This is a genomic window from Aromatoleum evansii (assembly GCF_012910805.1).
Lineage (GTDB): Bacteria > Pseudomonadota > Gammaproteobacteria > Burkholderiales > Rhodocyclaceae > Aromatoleum > Aromatoleum evansii.
Genome location: NZ_WTVK01000003.1, coordinates 146,931 through 166,738, shown reverse-complemented (window position 1 = coordinate 166,738; position 19,808 = coordinate 146,931). Strand labels below are relative to the sequence as shown.

Sequence of the window (19,808 nt, the reverse complement as noted above, 5' to 3'; positions counted from 1 at the left end):
AAACCGCCCATGCTCATCATCGGTGCCATGATGCGAAAGCTCGTTCATGTCGCCTTCGGCGTGCTCAAATCGGGAAAGGCTTTCGATCCCGCTATACATGGCGCTTGACCCGGATAACAGTATCTACGAGCCACTAGACCAGCCTGCGCAAACATCTCGACAGTCCGGGGATAGGCGTCGTAATCGCGGGATAGTTCGGCGGGCGGGCGTGCCGTAACTTCAATGCTCGAAGCAGGCGCGCAATTCCACCGAGGAGCGGTAATGGAGACTCTCACGCAGCCCGTGCAGAACTCGATGAAACCGGGCAAGTGGCTCAATTCGAGCTGCAAGATGTGCATTCACTCCTGCATCACGCGGGTCCACGTCACCGAGGACGGCGTCGTGAACAAGATCGAGGGCAACCCGACGAGCCCGAGCAACAACGGGCGGCTGTGCCCGAAGGGCAACGCGGCGATCCTGCGGCACTACGATCCGGCGCGTTTCAGGACGCCGCTGCGGCGCACCAACCCGGAGAAGGGGCCGGGCGTCGATCCGAAGTGGGTGCCGATCGGCTGGGACGAGGCGCTGGATCTCGTCGGCCGCGAGCTGAAGAAGACGCTGGACGAGGACCCGCGCAAGCTGCTGCCGGCGATCAACGACTTCCAGAAGCTCTTCCTGTGGGCCTGGCCCGCGGCGCTCGGCAACGCGAACTACCTGTCGTCGGTCGGCAACTTCTGCGGCGGCGGCTACCACCCGATGAACGGGTTCATCCATTCCGCCTTCGCCGCGGCGAACGACGTCAATTACTGCAACTACTGGATCAACAACGGCGGAGGCGACGGCTTCTCGTCCCACCTGCATACCGCCGCCCAGGCGAATCACGTCGCCAAGGCGCGCGTCGAACGCAACATGCGCGTCGTCGTCGTCGAGCCGCGCCTGTCGATCGGCGCCGCGAAGGCGAACGAGTGGGTGCCGATCCGCCCGGCGACCGATCGCCAGTTCGCGCTGGGCCTCGCCCACGTGCTGGTGGCCGAGAAGCTCTACGACGTGAAGTTCCTGAAGAAGGACACCAACGCTCCCTACCTCGTCGGGCCGGACGGGTACTTCGTGCGTAACGGCGAAGGCAAGATCTACGTGTGGGATGCGATCGACAACTGCGCGCGGCTGTGGGACGACCCCGAGATCAAGGACTTCGCGCTCGAAGGCACTTACACGGTCGAAGGCAAGCCCTGCCGGCCGGCGTTCCAGAAGTTCAAGGACATCCTCGCCGACTGCTCGCCCGAGCAGATGGAGGCGCTGACGACCGTGCCGGCGGCGACGACGCGGCGCATCGCGCGCGAGTTCGCGAAGGCGGCGCAGATCGGCTCCTACATCGAGATCGACGGTCGCATGCTGCCGCTGCGCCCCGCGGCGTACAACTACTACCGCGGCGCGCAGGGCCACAAGTACAGCGCGATGGCGAATCAGGCGTTCAAGCTGGTGAACTTCCTCGTCGGCGCGATCGACACGCCGGGAGGACACGTCGGGGTCACGCTGGACGACCAGATGCAGGACATCCGCGGCGGCTGCGGGCAGATCCAGGCCGGCGAGAACGGCATGATGCAGACGATGCCGCACCAGCTCCATCCCGAGGTGCCGTTCTCGTGGCCGCCCAACGAGACGCACCTGATGGGCTTCTTCCCGATCGGCGTCGATCCGGGGCACCTGACGCAGCACACGCTCGCGAACGCCGAGAAGTTCGGCCTCGACTACCGGCCCGACACGCTGCTGATGTGCCACTCCAACCCGCTGTGGAACCTGCCCGGCGACCGCGAGCAGTGGTACGCGCTGCTGCGCGAGATGCGCTTCATCGTCGCGATCGACATCCTGCCCAACGAATCGAACGAGTGGGCCGACGTGATCCTGCCGTCGCACGACCTGCTCGAGTCGTGGAACATGACGATGATCGAGCCGCCCCATCACGAGGGCATGTGCCTGCGCCAGCCCGCGACGCCGCCCCTGTACGACACGAAGAGCGAGGAGGAGATCTTCTACGAGATCTCCGAGCGGCTCGGCGTGCTCGAGACCTGGAACGGCATCCTCAACTTCGTCAACGGCTTCCACCAGCAGCCCGATCTGCTGCTCGAGCCGAACCGCAAGTACAGCGACCGCGAGATCGCCGAGCGCAAGGGCAAGCTGTGGAACGGCAAGGACCTCGACTGGTACGTCGAGCACGGCCACGCGGTGACGCCGCGCCGCCCCGACAAGTGGTACCGGCCGTGGGACGGGCTGCGGCTGCATTTCTACATCGAGGACATCGTGCGTGCGCGCGACACGCTGCGCCAGAAGATGGAGGTGGCCGACGTGCCGTTCCGCCGCGAGTGGGAGTGGGGCGACTACCAGCCGCTGCCGACGGCGGTGCCCGATCCGGTGCATCTGGAGCCGGCCGACTTCGACCTGTACGCGATCACGTTCAAGGACATCCAGATCAACTTCGGCGAGAGCATCGGCAACCCGTGGATCAACGACATCGTGTTCAAGGACCCGGTGCATACGGCGGTGCTGCTGAACCCGAAGACGGCGCGTGAACGAAAGCTCGACGAGGGCGACATCGTGCGCATCGAGTCGCCGTACGGTGCGATCGTCGCGAGGCTCGCGCTGTCCGAGGGCGTCCATCCCGATGCGGTGTGCGTGTCGAACGCGCTGTCGCGCGTGGCGACGCAGAACACCGGCGTGCGCCACGGCGGCGGCAACTTCAACCAGCTGTTGCCGGCGAACCTGCGGCACACCGACGCGTGCAGCGGGCAGCCGGAGACGGTCGCGAAAGTGAAGCTGACGAAGCTCGCTTCCGTGCCGGCGGATGTCGCGGCGGGCAATTCGGTGTTCGGACGGACGAGCGGCAAGGGGAGGGCGCACTGATGGCCAGGTGGGGGATGGTTTTCGATCTGCGTCGCTGCATCGGCTGCAATGCGTGCGCGGTCGCGTGCAAGCAGGAGAACAGCCTGCCCGACGGCGTGTTCTTCACCAAGACGCTGTCGGAGGAAGTCGGCGAATATCCCGATGTCACCCGCAGCTACGTGCCGACGATCTGCAACCACTGCGAGGACGCACCGTGCGAGCGCGCGTGCCCGACGGGCGCGACCTACACGCGTCCCGACGGCATCGTCATGGTCGATCGCGACAAGTGTATCGGCTGCGGCACCTGCATCGTCGCGTGCCCGTACGACCAGCGCACGCGCCTCGAGCCGGAGATGCTCGACAAGGGGCTTTTCGGCGACGGGCGGCTGACGCCTTTCGAGGAGCAGGGCATCGGGCGCTTCACCGTGGGCACCGTCGTCAAATGCACGTTCTGCCATGAACGCGTCGATGCCGGCCAGTTGCCCGCGTGCGTCGCGACCTGTCCGACCGAGGCGCGCATCTTCGGCGACCTCGACGACCCGACGAGCCGGCCGCGCCAGCTGATCCTGGAGCGCCGCGGGCGCCAGCCGCTGCCCGAGAAGAACACCAACCCGCGCGTCTTCTACATCGACTGAAGGGGATGCACATGATTGCGAGCAACCGCATCGCGGACGGCAGTTTCCGCGTCGGCGTCGGCCTGCAGAAGGCGTGGGGCGTGCAGATGGCCACGGCCTTCTTCTTCGGCGAAGCCGGCGCGGGCCTGTACTTCGTCGCGCAGTTCTTCGATTTCGTGCTCGGCATGACGGTCGGGCTCCTCATGGTGCTGTTCGGCAAGGCCGGCGGGCACGTCCTGCACCTCGGGCAGCCCTTGCGCGGCTGGCGGGCGCTGACGAAGGTGCGCACCTCGTGGGTGAGCCGCGGGCTGGCCGCCATCGTGCTGTTCATCGTCGCCGGCGCGCTGCACATCATCGACGTGCGTGCCGGGCTGCTTCCCGCCGGGGTGTCGCAGCTCGTCGCCGCGCTCGCGCTCGCGGCGTGCTTCGTCATCATGATCTACCAGGGCTTCGCGATGTCGCATTCGTCGGCGATCACGCTGTGGAGCAGCGGCTTGATGCCCGTTGCGAGCCTGACCTATGCGCTGTTGAACGGCGTGCTGCTGACGCTCGTGTTCGGTTTCGGCGAGCCCTTCCTCGCGGATCGGCCCGACACCGTGCGGCTGCTGCAGGTGCTCGCGGTCGCGCTGATGCTCTACGGGCTGGTCACGGTGCTGAGCCTGCTGCACGGCGCGCGCCACGCCTCCGAAGCGGGGCGGCAGTCGGTGGCCTTGCTGCTGCAGGGCGGCTTCGCACGCTGGTTCGTGCCGCTCGTGATCGGCGCGGGCTTCGTCGTCTCGGCGCTGATGATGCTGGCCGCTCCGCCGGACTTCGCGTGGATGCTCGCGGTCGCCGGCCTCGAACTCACCGGGTATTACGCTTTCCGCGTGCTGGTGTTCAAGGCCGGGGGCTACGATCCGGCGCTGAGCCTGGCATACCGGTTCCGGCACTGAGCCGCGGCGACGGAGACGGCCGATGCATACGAGCATTGCCCGGATGTGGCGGGCGAGCGGCAGCCGCGCGGTGTCGGCGCTGCGCCTGACCGCCGGGGACGCGCGCGGTGAGGCGACCTGCCGCGTCATCGACGAGGACGCGCTGACGATCGACGTCGAAGGCGTCGGACGCTACACGCTGATGTGGACGCCGGCCGACGGCGACGACGACGGCGCCGTGGGCTTCGTCGCCGGGGAGGGCGTGCTGGGCGACGAACCCGTGCCCGAGCGGCTCGCGCTGGCGGCGGGCTTCGCATATTCGGAAGGGATCATCGGCGGTCTCCCCGATATCGCGACGATGGCGGTCTGTCCCGATCGCCGTAACGTCGTGCGCATGCGGCTCCACGCGCCCGAGCACGTCGCGGTGAAGCGGCGCGACGTGGTCGTCGCGAGTTCCTGCGGCGTGTGCGGCGGCCGCGAGGCGATCGAGGATGGCTTCGACGACTTCGCGCCGGTCGCGGCGCGGCTGCGCCTCGCGGCATCGGAGCTCACCACGCTGATGGCGGCGATGCAGCGTCGGCAGCGCCTCTTCCGCACGACCGGCGGTGCGCACGCCGCCGCGGTGTTCTCCCCGCATGGCGGCATCCTTGCCGTTGCCGAGGACCTCGGCCGCCACAACGCCCTCGACAAGGTGGTAGGGGAATGCCTGCTGCGCGAGGTGCCGCTCGCCGGCTGCGGCGTGGTGCTGTCCTCGCGCCTGAGCTACGAGATGGTCGCGAAGGCCGCGCGCGCAGGCTTCGAGCTCGTGGCCGCCGTGTCCGCGCCGACCTCGCTCGCGATCGAACTCGCCGAACGCGCCGGCATCACGCTGTGCGGCTTCGTCCGCGGCGCTTCGGCGACCGTCTACACCCATCCGCAACGTATCCGCGACGGCGCCGGCGGGCACGAGTCCGCCCGAGCAACCGGCGCCGCCGTGGTGCCCTTCACGCTTGACGACTGAGGAGAGAAGCATGACCGCCAATGGCAATGTACTGACGCAGCTCGCCGCGGAGCTCGCCCGCGGCGCGATCCGGGTCGTCGACCTGACGCAGCCGCTCGGCCCCGATACGCCGGTGCTGGGGCTGCCCCCGCCGTTCGCGAACTCGCCCGGCGTGAGCTTCGAGACGATCTCGCACTACGACGACAAGGGGCCCGCGTGGTACTGGCGCACGATCCGCATGGGCGAGCACACCGGCACGCATTTCGACGCGCCGGTGCATTGGGTCAGCGGCAAGGACCGCGCCGACAACACGCTCGACACGATCCCCGCCGAGCGCTTCGTCGGCCCCGCGTGCGTCATCGACATCAGCCGCGAGGCGGCCGCGAATCCGGACCACCTGCTTACGCGCGACGCGGTGCTCGCGTGGGAGGCGAAGCACGGTCGCATCCCGCCGAAGTCCTGGGTGCTGCTGCGCAGCGACTGGTCGAAGCGCGTCGGCGTGGCCGAGTTCCTCAACTGCCGCGAGGACGGCCCGCATTCGCCCGGTTTCGACCGCGATGCGACCGAACTCCTCGCGCTCGAACGCGACGTGCTGGGCGTGGGCGTCGAGACGGTGGGCACCGACGCGGGCCAGGCGCACAGCTTCGATCCGCCGTTCTGGACGCATCACATCATGCAGGGCAACGGCAAGTTCGGGCTCGCGAGCCTCACGAACCTCGACCGCCTGCCGCCGACCGGCGCCGTCGTCGTCGCCTCGCCGCTGAAGCTCGTCGGCGGCTCGGGCAGCCCGCTGCGCGTGCTCGCGCTCGTGCCGGCCTGACGGAGGCCGCATGTTCGAGGTGCGATTGCACGGACGCGGCGGCCAGGGCACGGTGCTCGCCGCCGGAATACTCGCGAAGGCGCTGGTCGCCGAGGGCAAGCATGTCGTCGCGGTGCCGCAGTTCGGCTTCGAGCGCCGGGGCGCGCCGGTCGCGGCCTACCTGCGCGCGTCGGAATTGCCGATGCGGGCGATGACGAACATCTACGCGCCGGACTGCGTCGTGTGCATCGACTCGTCCCTGCCGCGCGTCGTCGACATTTTCTCCGGGCTGCGCGACGGCGGCACGCTGGTGCAGGCGAGCCGCCTCGCGCCGCAGGACATCGCGGTGCCGGCGTCGGTCGCGACGGTTGCCGTGTGCGACGCGGTGGGCATCGCGCGCGAGGTCTTCGGACGGCCGATCACCAATACCGTGATGCTCGGCGCGTTCGCCCGCGCGACCGGGCTCGTGTCGCTCGAGGCGCTCGAACGCGCGCTGGAGGAGACGAGCTTCCGCGACGGTGGTCTGGCGCAGAACCGGCGGGCCCTGGCGCTGGGCCACGCGCGCACGGTCGTGCACCGCGTCGAGCGGCGGGAGGCGGCATGAAGAAGCAGGCGGTGCCGCTTTTCGATGCGGGCGCGATCCCGAAGACCCTGTGCCCGATCGCGACCGAGTACAGCCGCATGCTGCCGGGCGACTGGCGTTCGCTGCGGCCCGTCGTCGACCGCAGGAAATGCGTCAAGTGCGCGGTGTGCTGGCTGTACTGCCCGGTGCAGTGCGTCGTCGAGCGCGCCGGCTGGTTCGACATGAACCTCGCCACCTGCAAGGGATGCGGCATCTGTGCGCGCGAATGCCCGCAGCGTGCGATCTCGATGGTGCCGGAAGAGGAATGAGCGAGGAAATGACATGAACGAGGTCGCCGAGATGACTGCGCCCGTCGCCGAGCCTGCGAGTGGCCGCAACGCACCCGCCTGCGACGCTGCGGTCACGAGAAAGGAGCCGAAGGTCCTCGTCTGCGACGGCAACGAGGCAGCGGCGTGGGGTGTCGTGCTGTCGCGGCCGGACATGGTCGCGGTGTATCCGATCACGCCGCAGTCCTCGCTCGCCGAGTACGTCGCGCAATTCGTCGCCGACGGCGTGCTCGATGCCGAGCTCGTCGAGGCGGAAGGCGAGCATAGCGTGCTGTCGGTGCTGCACGGCGCGGCGCTGGCCGGCGCGCGCACCTACACCGCGAGCTGCGGTCAGGGACTCGCGTTCATGTTCGAGCCCTATTTCCGCACGCCGAACCTGCGCCTGCCGATCGTCATGTCCATCGTCAACCGCGACGGCATCACGCCGCAATGCGTGTGGGGCGGCCAGCAGGACGCGATGACGGTGCGCGAGGTCGGCTGGGTGCAGCTCTTCTGCGAGACGGTGCAGGAGGTGCTCGACACCATCGTCATGGCCTACCGCATCGCCGAGGACCGCTCGGTGATGCTGCCGGTCAACGTCAATCACGACGGCAACTACCTGTCGAACGGCATCGTGCGCATCGAATTGCCCGACCAGGCCGAGGTCGACGACTTCCTCGGCACGCCGGACGTGAACTGGCACGCGGCGCTCGACCCCGACCGGCCGATGGGCGTCGATCCGCTCACCGGCGGCGCGACGGGGCCGGGGCCCGCGCTCTTCGTCGGCTACCGCCGCGGACATTGCGAGGGCATGCAGAACGCCTTGCGCGTGATCGTCGAGGTGCACGAGGAATGGGCGCGCCGTTTCGGCCGCCGCTACGCCCCGCTGGTCGAGGAATACCGGCTCGACGGCGCAGATCATGCGCTCGTCACGATCGGCAGCATGGCGGGCGCGGCCAAGGATGCGGTCGATGCCGCGCGCGAGCGCGGGGAGCGCGTCGGGTTGATCCGGATAAAAACGCTGCGGCCGTTCCCGGTGGACGCGATGGTCGCGGCGCTCGACAAGGTGCAAGCGGTGGGCGTCGTGGACCGCGCCGTGTCCTACGGCTGGAACAGCGGCCCCGTGCACCAGGAAACGCTGGCCGCGCTGCAGTACTGCCGCCACCGCATCCCCTGCCTGTCGCTGATCGGCGGTCTCGCCGGGGCGGATCTGACGCAGGCGCATTTCGAGCGCGCGATCGCCGAAACCGCGAAGCTTTTCGATGGCCCCTGTCCGCGCACGCCCGTGTGGCTCAACGCCGAGGATCGATGAATGGAACAGTTCGACTACGTCGTGCTCGGTGCGAGCCACGCCGGCCTCGAGGCGCTGCGGGCGATCCGCGCGCACGATGCGGACGGAAGCATCGCGGTGCTCGACCGCGAGGCGCGCCTGCCGGTGTCGCCGACGGTGCTGCCCTATGTGGTGTCCGGAAAGTGCGCCGAGGATCGCATCGCGCTGCGCGAGCGCAGCTGGTTCGACGCGCAGCGCGTCGACTACCGGCAGCAGGCCGCGGCCGCCGCGCTCGACGCCGCCCGCTCGCGGCTGCGTCTCGCCGACGGTCGGGAGATCGGCTACGGCAAGCTGCTGCTCGCGACCGGTGCCGCGCCGGCGCTCCCGCCGATCGAAGGTCTGTCGGACGTACGCTTTCACGTGCTGCGCACGCTAGCCGACGCGCTCGCGCTACGAGATGCTGCAAATGAGGTTGCAAGCGAGGCGGGACGTTCGGCGGGCCGGGCGGTCGTCCTCGGCGCGGGGCTGGTCGGCATGCACGCGGCCGAGAATCTGGTGCGTGCGGGCGCCCGCGTGACCATCGTCGAGATGCGCGGGCAGGTCTTGCCCGGCTACTTCGACGCGACGGCCGCGGCGCGTATTGAGGCGGTGTTCCGCGACAAGGGCGTCGAGGTGCTGACCGGCCGCCGGGTCAAACAGGTCGCGCGGCGCGGCGAGGACTGCACGGTGTTGCTCGACGGCGGCGACGCGCGCGAAGCCGAGCTGCTGCTCGTCGCCGCAGGAGTGCGGCCGGAAGTCTCGTACCTCTCGGGCTCGGGCGTTGCGGTCGAGCGCGGCATCGTCGTCGACGAATTCATGCGCACCGCCGCGGCAAACGTCTGGGCGGCGGGCGACGTCGTGCAGACCCCCAGCTTCTTCGGCGACGGCACGCCCGCGGGCGGCATCCTGCCGGACGCCGTCGAACAAGGCCGCACCGCCGGCATGAGCATGGCCGGTGATCCGGCCCTGCGTCCCTATCCCGGCGGCGTGTCGCTCAACACCTACGGCTTCTTCGGCCGCCGCGCGCTCTCCGTCGGACGCGACGCCCCCGCGCAGGCCGGGCCCGAGTGGGACGTGCTCGTGCGCGACGGGGAGGGCGCCGAGGGCTACCTGAAGCTCGTGCTGCGCGAGGGGCGGCTGCAGGGCATTTTCGGCGTCGACGTGCTGTTCGACCCGGGAATCATGTGGGAGCTGATCCTGCGCCGCGTCGAGATCGACGCACGGCGCCAAGCGCTGCTCGAAAACCCGCAAGACACCGCGCGTGCGTTGATGTCCGGACTGTGGAGATGAATCAATGAGCGCGACCCCTACCATCGCCTTCGACGCCACGCGCTGCGACGGCTGCGGCGAGTGCATGAGCGCCTGCGCGAGCGCGAAATCGACGGATGGATCATCCGCCCAATCCCGGATTCGCATCGTCCGCGACGAGGAGAGCGGAAGCTGGGGCATCGCCCAGTGCCGCCAGTGCGGCGACCCACGTTGCGCGTCGGTGTGTCCGGCGGCGGCGCTCGCGAAGGGCGACGACGGCATCGTCGCGTGGGATGCCGAACGCTGCGTGAATTGCCTGATCTGCACCGCAGGCTGCACCTTCGGCGGCATCGCGTTCAGCCCCGCCGAAGGCCACGTCGTCAAATGCGACCAGTGCAGTGACCAGCACGCAGGGGCCCCGCAATGCGTTTCCGCCTGCGCACGCGGAGCCCTTCGCTACGTGACGGCGGCGAATGTTTACAACCGCTGGGGCGAACTCGAGGACCTGTTCGTGCCGGGACTCGGCGGCTGCCAGGGCTGCAACACGGAGCTCATCATGCGCCACACGCTGCGTCGCGTCGGGCCGAATACCGTGCTCGCGACGCCGCCGGGCTGCATCCCGGGCATGGGCTCGGTCGGCTACAACGGCATGCTCGGCTGCAAGGTCCCCGTCTTCCATCCGCTGCTCACGAACACCGCGTCGATGCTCACCGGCATCCGCCGGCAGCACAAGCGCAAGGGCCGCAACGTGACGGCGCTTGCGCTGGCCGGCGACGGCGGCGCGGGTGACGTCGGCTTCCAGTCGCTGTCGGGCGCGGCCGAGCGCGGCGAACAGATCCTCTTCGTCTGCGTCGACAACGAAGGCTACATGAACACCGGCGCGCAGCGTTCGGGCAGCACTACCTACGGCGCGTGGACGGCGACGACGCCCATCGGCGACAGCGCTCGCGGCAAGGCGCAGGACGCCAAGAACCTGCCGCTGCTGATGATGTGGCATGGCTGCGAATACGTCGCGACGGCCTCGACTGCGTTCATGGAAGACTTCTACGCGAAGCTGGAGGCGGCGCTCGAAGCCTCCGAACGCGGCTTCGCCTACCTGCACCTGTATTCGCCCTGTACGTCGGGCTGGCGCTTCCCGTCGGCGAGCAACATCGAGGTCGCGCGCACGGCCGTGGAGACGAACTTCGCCGTGCTGTGGGAGTACCGCCGCGAGCAGGGGCTTACGCTCTCGCGCGACATCGACGATCCGCTGCCGGTCACGGATTACCTCAAGCTGCTCGGCAAGTTCCGCCACCTCGACGCCGCGCAGATCGCGCACATCGAGCGGCACGTCGCCGAGCAGGCGCAGGTGCTGCGCGAACTGGCCGCAATGCAACCGTGCGAGGGCCGACAGGTAGTTGGACGTCAATCTGATTTGATGGCAGTTGACCTGGATCAGTAACGGTCCCCGCGCCCGGCCCTACTATGCACAAGGTTATACAGGGATACTGTATACATTGACCGACTCCCCTCGCGCGCGCCGAGGTCCAAGTCGGTGCGGCCACCTCACCTGAAGCAACAGGAGGTTCGACGATAGACGCTGAACAAGACGTGTACGACGGCGCAGATCGCACGCGTTCGCACGATTCCGATGCCTGGCACCGATAACAAGGCACGGAATACACACCGGAGGAGGAGGAGCAAGATGACCCAGGCGTTGATGACGTCGCTGGGAGGGCGCGATGTGCTCTCCCGTTTCACGCTTTTCCACACGCAGGATCTCGACGAGGCCCGAAACCGCGTGGCGGGCGTGTTCTGCCCGCACGACCTGAAATTCGCCGGCTGCGACAGCCGCGTGAACACCCGCATGCAGCACGCGCCCATCCGCGGCGTTTCGGTCAACCGCCTGGGTTACGGGGCGACCGTCGCGATCGATGCGGGATGCCTGAACGATTTCCTGCTCGTGATGATGCCGATGTCGGGTCACGCAGACGTCTGCTGCGGCGGGCAGAAGATCCACTCCACGCCGGACCTCGCCTCGGTCGTCACGCCGACGCTGCCGCTGACCGAGACGATCTACGACGAGTGCGACCAACTCATGGTCAAGATCGACCGTCAGCTGCTGGAAAACGTCTGCGCGCAGCATCTCGGCCACCCGTTGCGCAAGCCGCTCGAATTCGGGCTCGGTCTGACGATGTCGAGCCAGGGCGGCGTGAGTTGGCAGGCCCTGGTGTCCTACCTTGTGTCGGAACTGGAGCATCAGTCGCCGATGCTCGCCTCCTCGCTCGCCGCGGCGCAGATCGAGCACCTGCTCGTCACCACGTTGCTGATGATCCAGCCGCACAACTATCGCGACGAACTCCTGAGCCCGCCGCAGTCGATCGCGCCGCGCCACGTGCGCCGCGTCGAGGAATACATCGACGCGCACGCCGACCAGGACCTGACCGTCGGCGATCTCGCCGCGTACGCCAATGTCAGCACGAGCGCGCTGTTCGCGGGTTTTCGCGAGTTCCGCAACACCACGCCGATGGCCTACCTGAAATCGGTGCGCATGCAGCGCGTGCATGACGAGCTGCGCGATCCGGCGTCCGCCGAGAAGACCGTGACCTGTATCGCGACGCGCTGGGGTTTCCACCACCTCGGTCATTTCGCAAACGCCTACAAGGCGAGGTTCGGCGAGTCGCCGTCGCGCACGCGGGAGAGGGCGCTGGCCTGAGCCGACCCTGACCGGCTGAACATGCAACAAGACTTGCCCGCGCATGCGGGAGGAGTGCGCTCGTGCGCGTGAATCCGATGCTTTTCGCATCCACCGAATCCCCCTCGTCCGACCCATACCGGGTGGGGGGGGATTCGCCGGGAACGGCCCGATACATTGACTCCACGTACAACGGCTGCAGCGATCCGGGCCGATTCGTTCGAGGAGAACAACATGACAGCACTGGGAAATGTGATGGCATTGGTTCAGGAGCTCCAGGAAGAGGAGGCCTCCATGACGGGAGAAACCTCGGAGCGCAGCGGCTTCGTTTTTCCCGCCGCCTGTTCCTGCGTGTGCGCGTCGTCGCTCGGCGACGTGCTCGGGTGCATCCGCGAGATGCGGGGCGAGAGCCTGCGCGACTTCATCGCGACGCTGCCGCCGGTGCAGGCGCCGCGCAGCGCGGTCCCCGCCTGAAACGGCCGACCGACGATTGAACGACGATCAGAACGACCTTCCAGCCACACCGAATTGACGAGGAGACCACGATGAAGCGACCCGGCGAGCTCAAGCTCCCCCACCTGTTCAAGCCCGGCAAGATCGGCAAGTACGAGACCAAGAACATGGTCAAGTACGGCGCCTGCTGCGTGTCCAACTACAACACGCGCGACGGCTACATCACCCCGCGCGAGCTCGCCCGGACGCGCGTCATCGCCGGCACCGGCGCCGGCATCATCACCAACCAGGGTGCGTATCCCGATCCGCTGGGCGAGGGCAAGGCCTACTTCCGCCAGGTCGCGATCTTCGACGACAAGTTCCTGCCGCAGTTTGAGACCATCGCGCAGTACATCCACGACAACGGGGCCGTGGCGATCCAGCAGATCCTGCACGCCGGCCGCTACGGCGGCATCGACCTCGGCTACTGCATCCAGCCGTCGGTGGTGCCGCAGACGCTGCCGCACTTCCGTCCGCCGCGCGAGCTGACGAAGGAGCAGATCCGCGCGATCGTCATGCAGCACGCCGACGCCGCGAAGCGCGCGATCCGCGCCGGTTTCGACGGCACAGAAGTCACGAGCTTCATGGGCTACCTGCTCGCGAACTTCAACTCGCGCTTCACCAACCAGCGCACCGACGAATACGGCGGCTCGATCGAGAACCGCGGCCGCTTCATGCGCGAGCTCATCGACTCGATCAAGCAGGCCACCCCCGAGCATCCGCTCGTCGTGCGCCTGAACGGCGCGGAACTGATGGACCGCTGGGGCGGCAACAGCGAGGACGAGTGCTTCGAGCTGATGCAGCAGGCGGTCGACTGCGGCGTCGACATGATCTCGGTGACGGTCGGCTGGCAGGAGGCGCCCGAATCGTCGATCGGCCGCGACGTCGCGCCCGGTCACTGGAACTACCTCTCGGCGAAGGCGAAGAAGCTGTTCCCGAACACGCTGATCACCTTCGGCAACCGCCTGCCCGACCCGGTGATGGCCAACCAGTGCATCGCCGACGGCGTCTTCGACTACTGGGAAGTGTGCCGTCCGATGCTCGCCGACCCCGAGCTGCTGCACAAGGCGGCCGAGGACCGGCTCGACGAGGTGCGGCGCTGCATCGGCTCACTCAACTGCCTGTCGCGGCTTTTCCGCGATCTGCCCTACACCTGCGCGATGAACCCCACGCTGGGCCACGAGGTCGAGCCGGAATACCACGTCACGCCCGCGGCGGTGAAGAAGAAGATCATGATCATCGGCGCCGGTCCCGCCGGCATGGAGGCCGCGATCACCGCGAAACGCCGCGGCCACGACGTCACCGTGTTCGAGAAGGGCGACCGCATCGGCGGCAGCCTCGTCGGCTACGCGTCGAACGACCTCGCGCGGCCCGACGACCTGATCTCGGTGATCAAGTACTACGAGACGATGGCGCGCAAGATGGAGATCGACGTGCGCTTCAACACCGAGGCCAATGCCAAGTTCATGCGCAGCATCCTGCACCAGTTCGATGTCTGCATCGTCGCCGCCGGTTCGCGCACCGACATGAACGCCTACCGCCACATCCCGGGCCACGACAAGCTCGTCGATGCGCTCGACGTCGCGACCGGCAAGGCGAAGCCGGGCAAGCGCATCGTCATGGTCGGCGCGGGCAAGATCGGGCTGACGCTGGCCGAATCGCTGTGCAAGCAGGGCCACGAGGTCGTCATCGTCGAGGAAGACAAGCGCATCGCCGGCGACGTCATGCCGTCCTTCAAGTGGCGCCACTCGGCGTGGATCGAGGAACTCGAGATCCGCACGCTGACGTCGTCGATGCTCGTCGGCGTCACCGGCGAGGGCGCGATGATCCGCAACGCGAAAGGCGAGGAGACCTTCGTCGAGGCCGACACGGTGCTCGTGTCCGGGCCGCGCAAGGCGAACCACGACCTCTTCCACGAATTTCAGTGGATGGTGGACGAGCTGCACGGCGCCGGCGACGCGGTGATACCGCGCGGACTCGACGCATCGATCCACGAGGGGTATCGGCTCGGCGTGCGGATCTGAGCACTCGATGAACAAGCGGCCGCCGGATGGCGGCCGCATCACCCCCCAACACCGAGGAGAACGAGACATGCAATTCCTGCAACCGCCCGGCTGGGTTCGCCCGAAAGGCTATTCGAACGGCGTCGTCACGAGCGGCCGCATGGTGTTCGTCGCCGGCCAGGTCGGCTGGGACGAGAACGAGAAGTTCCAGACCGACGACCTCGTCGGCCAGGTCCGCCAGGCGCTGACCAACATCGTCGCGATCCTCGCGCAGGCCGACGCGCAGCCGTCGAACATCGTGCGCATGAACTGGTATCTCGGCGATGCGGCGGAATACAACGCGCGCCTCGCCGAGATCGGCGCGGTCTATCGTGAGCTGATCGGCAAGCATTTCCCGGCGATGACGGCCTTGCAGGTCGCCGGCTTCGTCGAGCACGGCGCGAAGATCGAGATCGAAGTGACGGCGATGTTGCCCGCCTAGGAGCACGCGATGGAAACGGCCGTTGAGGTGCTCGACTGCACGGCGTGGAAGGCGATGCTGGATCGCGAGGGGCTCGCCGCGGCCGACGCGTCCGTCGGCGTGCTGACGAAGGACGATTTCTCCGCGCGCAGCGGCCGGGTCCTCGTCTGGCGGGGCACCGCGTCCGGCGCCAGCGTCGCGCTGCGCGACTTCCGTGGAGACTTCGATGCCGACGTCGCGATGCTGCTCGTGGCCGATGGCGATGCGCTCGCGGCGGTGCTGGAGCAGGGCCTCGCGGAGGTGCCCCAGCTCGTGCGTCGCGGCCGGCTCCATCCCTACATGCTGAGGTCCCTCGACGGGCTGGAGGCCGCCGGCCTCGCGGACTTCGTCGAGGACTTCGGACTCGTCTTTCCACGTCATTGAGCGGGGATGCGGTCGTGTCCGGAGCAAACCATCGATCCGCCGCAAGGAGACTTCCCCCGCCCATGAGCCAGTGCAAGCGAATGCCGACCTCCCACTGATCGAGACCTGCCCATGCCCCCGCCGCCCAGCCCGGACTTCGATGCGATTGCCGCCGGTTCCCGCCCGGCGCTCGCGCGTGCATTGACTGCGATCGAGAACGATCTCCCCGGTGCCGACGCCTTGCTCGCGTCGCTCGCCGGCAGGGTCGGGCGCGCGCACGTCATCGGCATCACCGGGGCGCCCGGCGCCGGCAAGTCGACCCTGATCAACGCCTTGCTCGGTGAATTGCTCGCGCGGGACAGGCGCGTCGCGGTCGTCGCCGTCGACCCCTCCAGCCCGGTGAGCGGCGGCGCCCTGCTGGGCGACCGCGTGCGCATGGGTGCTCACGGCAGCGACGAGCGCGTCTTCATCCGCTCGCTGTCGTCGCGCGGCCAGCTCGGCGGCCTGTCCCGGAAGACGGCGCACGCGGTGGACCTCTTCGACGCGGCCGGCTTCGACGTCGTCGTCGTCGAGACCGTCGGCGTCGGCCAGTCGGAAGTCGAGATCGCCCGGCTCGCCGACACGCGCGTCGTCGTGTGCGCGCCGGGGCTCGGCGACGAGGTGCAGGCGATCAAGGCCGGCGTGCTCGAGATCGCCGACATCCTCGTGGTGAACAAGGCCGATTCGCCGGTCGCCGCGGCCACCGTCCGCGACCTCGAAGCGCGCGGCGCTGCACACGGCGCAGGCTGGGAGGTGCCGGTGCTGACGACGGTGGCGACGAGCGGCGAGGGCGTGGCCGCGCTGGCCGATCGCATCGACGAACATGCGCGGGTGGCGGGCGTCGGTCGACGGCGGAAAGCGGCCGCGCTTGCAGCGCCGTCCGCACCGGCGACGGACGACCAGCTCTTCGCCCAGGTCGAGCGCTGGCGGGCGGAGGGCCGCGGCGTCGCGCTCGCGACCGTCGTGCGCACCTGGGGTTCATCGCCGCGGCCCGAGGGCAGCCATCTCGCGGTGGAGCAGGGCGGTGCCTTCGTCGGCTCGGTCTCCGGCGGCTGTATCGAGGGTGCGGTTATCGGCGAGGCGCAGGATTCGATCGCCGACGGCAAGGCCCGGCTGCTGGAATTCGGTGTCAGCGACGAGCAGGCGTGGGAAGTGGGGCTGGCGTGCGGCGGGCGCGTGCAGGTGCTCGTCGAGCGCGTCGATGACGAGCTGTTCGGGCCGCTGCTGGCGGCACGGCGCGCGAAGCGGCCGGTCGCGCTCGTCACCCGGCTCGCCGACGGCGCACACGCGCTGGTCTTCGACGACGCCGTCGCAGGCGAGCTCGCGCTCGATGACGCCCAACTCGCGGAGACGCGTGCCCGCCTCGCGGCCAATCGCAGCGGCGCGCTCGCCGCAGCCAAGGACGCAAATGAGGACGCGACTGAGGAGCCGCTCTTCGCCCGCTGCCACGTCGGCGCCCCGCGCATGATCATCGTCGGCGCGGTGCACATCACCCAGGCGCTCGCGCCGATGGCCGCTATCGCCGGCTTCGACGTCGTGGTCGTCGACCCGCGCCGCGCGTTCGCGACGCCCGAACGGCTGCCGAACGTCGAGGTGTCGACGGAATGGCCCGACGAGGCGCTCGAACGCCTGCAGCCCGACGCCCAGACCGCCGTCATCACGCTGACGCACGACCCCAAGCTCGACGACCCGGCGCTGACGATCGCGCTCGCGAGCCCCGCGTTCTACATCGGCTCGCTCGGCAGCACGCGCACGCACGCGAAGCGCGTCGCGCGGCTCACGGAGGCGGGACTCGGTGATGCGATTCCGCGCATCCACGCGCCGGTCGGCCTCGACCTCGGCGGCCGCGCGCCGGCCGAGATCGCGGTCGCGATCCTTGCAGAGGTCATCCAGACGAGGCACCAGCAATGATCTTCGACGAATTTCCCCTCGCCGCCGCCCAAGGCGTGATGCTCGCCCACACACTGAAGCTCGGCGGGCGGACGCTGAAGAAGGGCCGCGTGCTGTCCGCGCTCGATCTCGATCTGCTCGACGACGAGGGTTTCTCGACCGTTACCGGCGCGCGGCTCGACCCGGGCGACGTCGCCGAGGACGCCGCAGCGGAGGAACTCGCTGCCTTGCTCGTCGGCCCCAACACGGAAACGCGCGCGCCGCGTGCCGGCCGCTGCAACCTGCACGCGTCGGCATCCGGCGTGCTGCGCATCGACGCCGAACGCATCGACCGCATGAACCTGCTCGACGAGGCCATCGCGATCGGAACGCTGCCGCGACATGCAGTCGTGCGCCCCGGTCAGGTCGTCGCCACCGTGAAGATCATCCCCTTCGCCGTACCGCGGCGCCTGCTCGACGCCTGCCGCGAGATCGCCGCCGGCACGCCGCCGATCGCCGTGGCCGAACTCAAGCCCTGCCGCTCCGCGCTCATCCAGACCGAACTGCCCGGCATGAAGGACTCGATCTTCGCCGCCACGGTGAAAGTCACGCGCGAGCGGGTCGAGGCGCTCGGCGGGCGGCTCACGCTCGCGCTGCGCGGCCCCCACCGCCGCGACGCCCTCGAATCCATGCTCCACCAGGCGCTCGCGGCCGGCTGCGAGCTCGTGATGGTGTGCGGCGCCACTGTCGCCAAGGACCGCAACGACATCGCCCCCGCCGCGGTCACGGCGGTCGGTGGCACGATCGAGCATTTCGGCATGCCCGTGGAGCCCGGCAACATGCTCGTGCTCGGTCGCATCGGCGCCGTGCCCGTCGTGATCCTCCCCGGCTGCGGCCGCTCGCGAAAGAGCAACGGCCTCGACCTCGTCCTGCCGCGCCTGATGGCCGGCATCCCGCCGACACGCGAGGACATCATGCGAATGGGCGTCGGCGGCCTGATCCGCAGCGCGCCCGAGGAGAGCGACGAGGCGCACTCCGACAATGAACGGGCCGGCGGCCCCGCACGAGCTGCCGCCCACGGTGTGAACCGAAGCGGGACGACTACAGTCCGATGATCGAAGCCCTCTACAACAAAGGCATCCGAGAGCTCGCCGACGCCGCCCACGGCGCCGGCCGGCTCGCTGCACCGACCGGTTCGGCGCTGCGCGATAGCCCGATGTGCGGCGACCGCGTGCGGATGGACGTCGAGCTCGTCGACGGCCGCATCGCGGCGCTCGCGCACGAGGTCAAGGGATGCCTGCTGTGCCGCGCATCGGCATCGCTGCTCGGCCTGCATGCGGTAGGGCGTACGCCGGCCGAGGTCGAAGGGCTGCGCGCGCGCATGGCGGCGATGCTCGCCGGGGGCGAGGCGTCCGGAATGCCCGAGGGGGGCGACGAGATCGCGCTGTTCGCGCCGGTGCAGGGCTACCGTAGCCGCCACGGCTGCGTGATGATTCCGTTCGATGCCCTGATGATCGCCCTCGACGCGGGCTGACGCACTAGTCCGGCGCGGGAATCTTCAGCTGGTCGGCCGACGCTGTCTGCCGCGGGTACGCGAGAATGACGAGCCCGTCTGCAGCCTTGCCAAATTTTGCCAAGCTGACTAATCTATGGCCATGAGCACGATGAACATTTCCCTGCCCGAGAGCCTGAAATCCTTCGTGGATGAGCAGGTCAGCGAGCGCGGCTTCGGCACCAGCAGCGAGTACGTGCGCGAACTGATCCGCAAGGATCAGGATCGTCAGTGTTTGCGTGGTTTGTTGCTCGCGGGCGCCGCCTCTGCACCTGGAGCGCCAGCCAGTCCTGCCTATTTCCAAGGTCTGCGTGACCGCGTGCGCAAGGCCGCAACGTCCTCTCGCGAGTGAAGGTCAAGCCCGTAGTTCCGCGCGAGCAGGCCAACCGGGACGTCGACGACGCAGTCGCCTACTACCTCGATGAGGGCGCCGCACCGGTCGCTCTCGGTTTCATCGACGCATTGGAACAGGCCTATACCCACATCGGCCGCCAACCGGGTACGGGCTCACCTCGCTATGGCCATGAACTGGACCTTCCCGGTCTTCGCTTCTGGTCGCTGTCGCGCTATCCCTACCTCGTCTTCTATGTCGAACGGCCGGACCATATTGATGTCTGGCGCGTGTTGCATAGCCAGCGCGATATTCCCGCCTGGATGCAGGACCCCGACGCTTTAGCCTGACGCGACCGACTGGTATTCGTCGATCCAGAGCA

General features: G+C 68.6%; 20 protein-coding genes and 1 pseudogene. All 21 read left to right on the top strand.

The features are described from left to right. A pseudogene (locus GO615_RS28800) lies at positions 1 to 108 on the top strand (IS110 family transposase); the annotation flags it as partial. 153 nt (positions 109 to 261) lie between these two features. Next, on the top strand, positions 262 to 2,877 hold the full coding sequence (locus GO615_RS02650; protein ID WP_169125489.1) for a molybdopterin-dependent oxidoreductase: 2,616 nt from the start codon (positions 262 to 264) through the stop codon (positions 2,875 to 2,877). After that, positions 2,877 to 3,491, top strand: coding sequence for a 4Fe-4S dicluster domain-containing protein (locus GO615_RS02645; protein ID WP_169125488.1), 615 nt, complete (start codon positions 2,877 to 2,879; stop codon positions 3,489 to 3,491). The genes GO615_RS02650 and GO615_RS02645 overlap by 1 nt, the downstream gene beginning before the upstream one ends. An 11-nt stretch (positions 3,492 to 3,502) precedes the next feature. Beyond that, positions 3,503 to 4,402, top strand: a complete 900-nt coding sequence (locus GO615_RS02640; RefSeq protein ID WP_169125487.1) for a DmsC/YnfH family molybdoenzyme membrane anchor subunit — start codon at positions 3,503 to 3,505, stop codon at positions 4,400 to 4,402. 22 nt (positions 4,403 to 4,424) lie between these two features. Beyond that, positions 4,425 to 5,381 (top strand): formate dehydrogenase accessory sulfurtransferase FdhD, encoded by a 957-nt coding sequence (gene fdhD, locus GO615_RS02635; RefSeq protein ID WP_169125486.1) that lies wholly within the window; start codon positions 4,425 to 4,427, stop codon positions 5,379 to 5,381. Positions 5,382 to 5,391: 10 nt separating this feature from the next. Beyond that, entirely contained in the window at positions 5,392 to 6,180 is a 789-nt protein-coding gene (locus tag GO615_RS02630) for a cyclase family protein (RefSeq protein WP_169125485.1), read from the top strand. Between the two features lie 10 nt (positions 6,181 to 6,190). Then, entirely contained in the window at positions 6,191 to 6,763 is a 573-nt protein-coding gene (gene padE / locus GO615_RS02625; protein WP_169125484.1) for an NADH-dependent phenylglyoxylate dehydrogenase subunit gamma, read from the top strand. Next, the gene (padF, locus tag GO615_RS02620; RefSeq protein WP_169125483.1) at positions 6,760 to 7,050 is read left to right on the top strand and encodes an NADH-dependent phenylglyoxylate dehydrogenase subunit delta; all 291 of its coding nucleotides are present in this window, start codon (positions 6,760 to 6,762) and stop codon (positions 7,048 to 7,050) included. Before padE ends, padF begins: the two co-directional genes overlap by 4 nt. A 13-nt stretch (positions 7,051 to 7,063) precedes the next feature. Further along, positions 7,064 to 8,359 carry an NADH-dependent phenylglyoxylate dehydrogenase subunit alpha gene (gene padG / locus GO615_RS02615; RefSeq protein ID WP_169125482.1) on the top strand — a complete coding sequence of 432 codons (1,296 nt, stop codon included), beginning with the start codon at positions 7,064 to 7,066 and terminating at the stop codon, positions 8,357 to 8,359. Continuing rightward, positions 8,360 to 9,646, top strand: a complete 1,287-nt coding sequence (gene padH / locus GO615_RS02610; RefSeq protein WP_169125481.1) for an NADH-dependent phenylglyoxylate dehydrogenase subunit epsilon — start codon at positions 8,360 to 8,362, stop codon at positions 9,644 to 9,646. A gap of 4 nt (positions 9,647 to 9,650) precedes the next feature. Continuing rightward, positions 9,651 to 11,045 carry an NADH-dependent phenylglyoxylate dehydrogenase subunit beta gene (padI, locus tag GO615_RS02605; protein WP_246262114.1) on the top strand — a complete coding sequence of 465 codons (1,395 nt, stop codon included), beginning with the start codon at positions 9,651 to 9,653 and terminating at the stop codon, positions 11,043 to 11,045. Between the two features lie 243 nt (positions 11,046 to 11,288). Beyond that, a complete protein-coding gene (locus GO615_RS02600) occupies positions 11,289 to 12,299 on the top strand; it encodes an AraC family transcriptional regulator (RefSeq protein WP_169125480.1) in 1,011 nt (336 codons plus the stop codon). A 213-nt stretch (positions 12,300 to 12,512) separates the two neighbouring features. Further along, complete coding sequence (locus GO615_RS02595; RefSeq protein ID WP_169125479.1) at positions 12,513 to 12,752, top strand: hypothetical protein; 240 nt, start codon at positions 12,513 to 12,515, stop codon at positions 12,750 to 12,752. A gap of 71 nt (positions 12,753 to 12,823) precedes the next feature. Next, on the top strand, positions 12,824 to 14,794 hold the full coding sequence (locus GO615_RS02590; RefSeq protein WP_169125478.1) for an oxidoreductase: 1,971 nt from the start codon (positions 12,824 to 12,826) through the stop codon (positions 14,792 to 14,794). A 67-nt stretch (positions 14,795 to 14,861) separates the two neighbouring features. Continuing rightward, positions 14,862 to 15,254: a RidA family protein gene (locus tag GO615_RS02585; protein WP_018992080.1), complete on the top strand. Its 393-nt coding sequence runs from the start codon at positions 14,862 to 14,864 to the stop codon at positions 15,252 to 15,254. 9 nt (positions 15,255 to 15,263) lie between these two features. Continuing rightward, complete coding sequence (locus GO615_RS02580; protein WP_169125477.1) at positions 15,264 to 15,656, top strand: hypothetical protein; 393 nt, start codon at positions 15,264 to 15,266, stop codon at positions 15,654 to 15,656. Positions 15,657 to 15,767: 111 nt separating this feature from the next. Then, complete coding sequence (gene meaB, locus GO615_RS28575) at positions 15,768 to 17,585, top strand: methylmalonyl Co-A mutase-associated GTPase MeaB (protein ID WP_211166921.1); 1,818 nt, start codon at positions 15,768 to 15,770, stop codon at positions 17,583 to 17,585. After that, positions 17,582 to 18,658 (top strand): molybdopterin-binding protein, encoded by a 1,077-nt coding sequence (locus tag GO615_RS02565; protein WP_169125476.1) that lies wholly within the window; start codon positions 17,582 to 17,584, stop codon positions 18,656 to 18,658. Before meaB ends, GO615_RS02565 begins: the two co-directional genes overlap by 4 nt. Then, on the top strand, positions 18,655 to 19,077 hold the full coding sequence (locus GO615_RS02560) for an iron-sulfur cluster assembly scaffold protein (RefSeq protein WP_169125475.1): 423 nt from the start codon (positions 18,655 to 18,657) through the stop codon (positions 19,075 to 19,077). The genes GO615_RS02565 and GO615_RS02560 overlap by 4 nt, the downstream gene beginning before the upstream one ends. Before the next feature lie 121 nt (positions 19,078 to 19,198). After that, entirely contained in the window at positions 19,199 to 19,447 is a 249-nt protein-coding gene (locus GO615_RS02555; RefSeq protein ID WP_169125474.1) for a ribbon-helix-helix domain-containing protein, read from the top strand. Further along, the gene (locus GO615_RS02550) at positions 19,444 to 19,776 is read left to right on the top strand and encodes a type II toxin-antitoxin system RelE/ParE family toxin (protein ID WP_169125473.1); all 333 of its coding nucleotides are present in this window, start codon (positions 19,444 to 19,446) and stop codon (positions 19,774 to 19,776) included. The genes GO615_RS02555 and GO615_RS02550 overlap by 4 nt, the downstream gene beginning before the upstream one ends. Positions 19,777 to 19,808 lie beyond the last annotated feature (32 nt).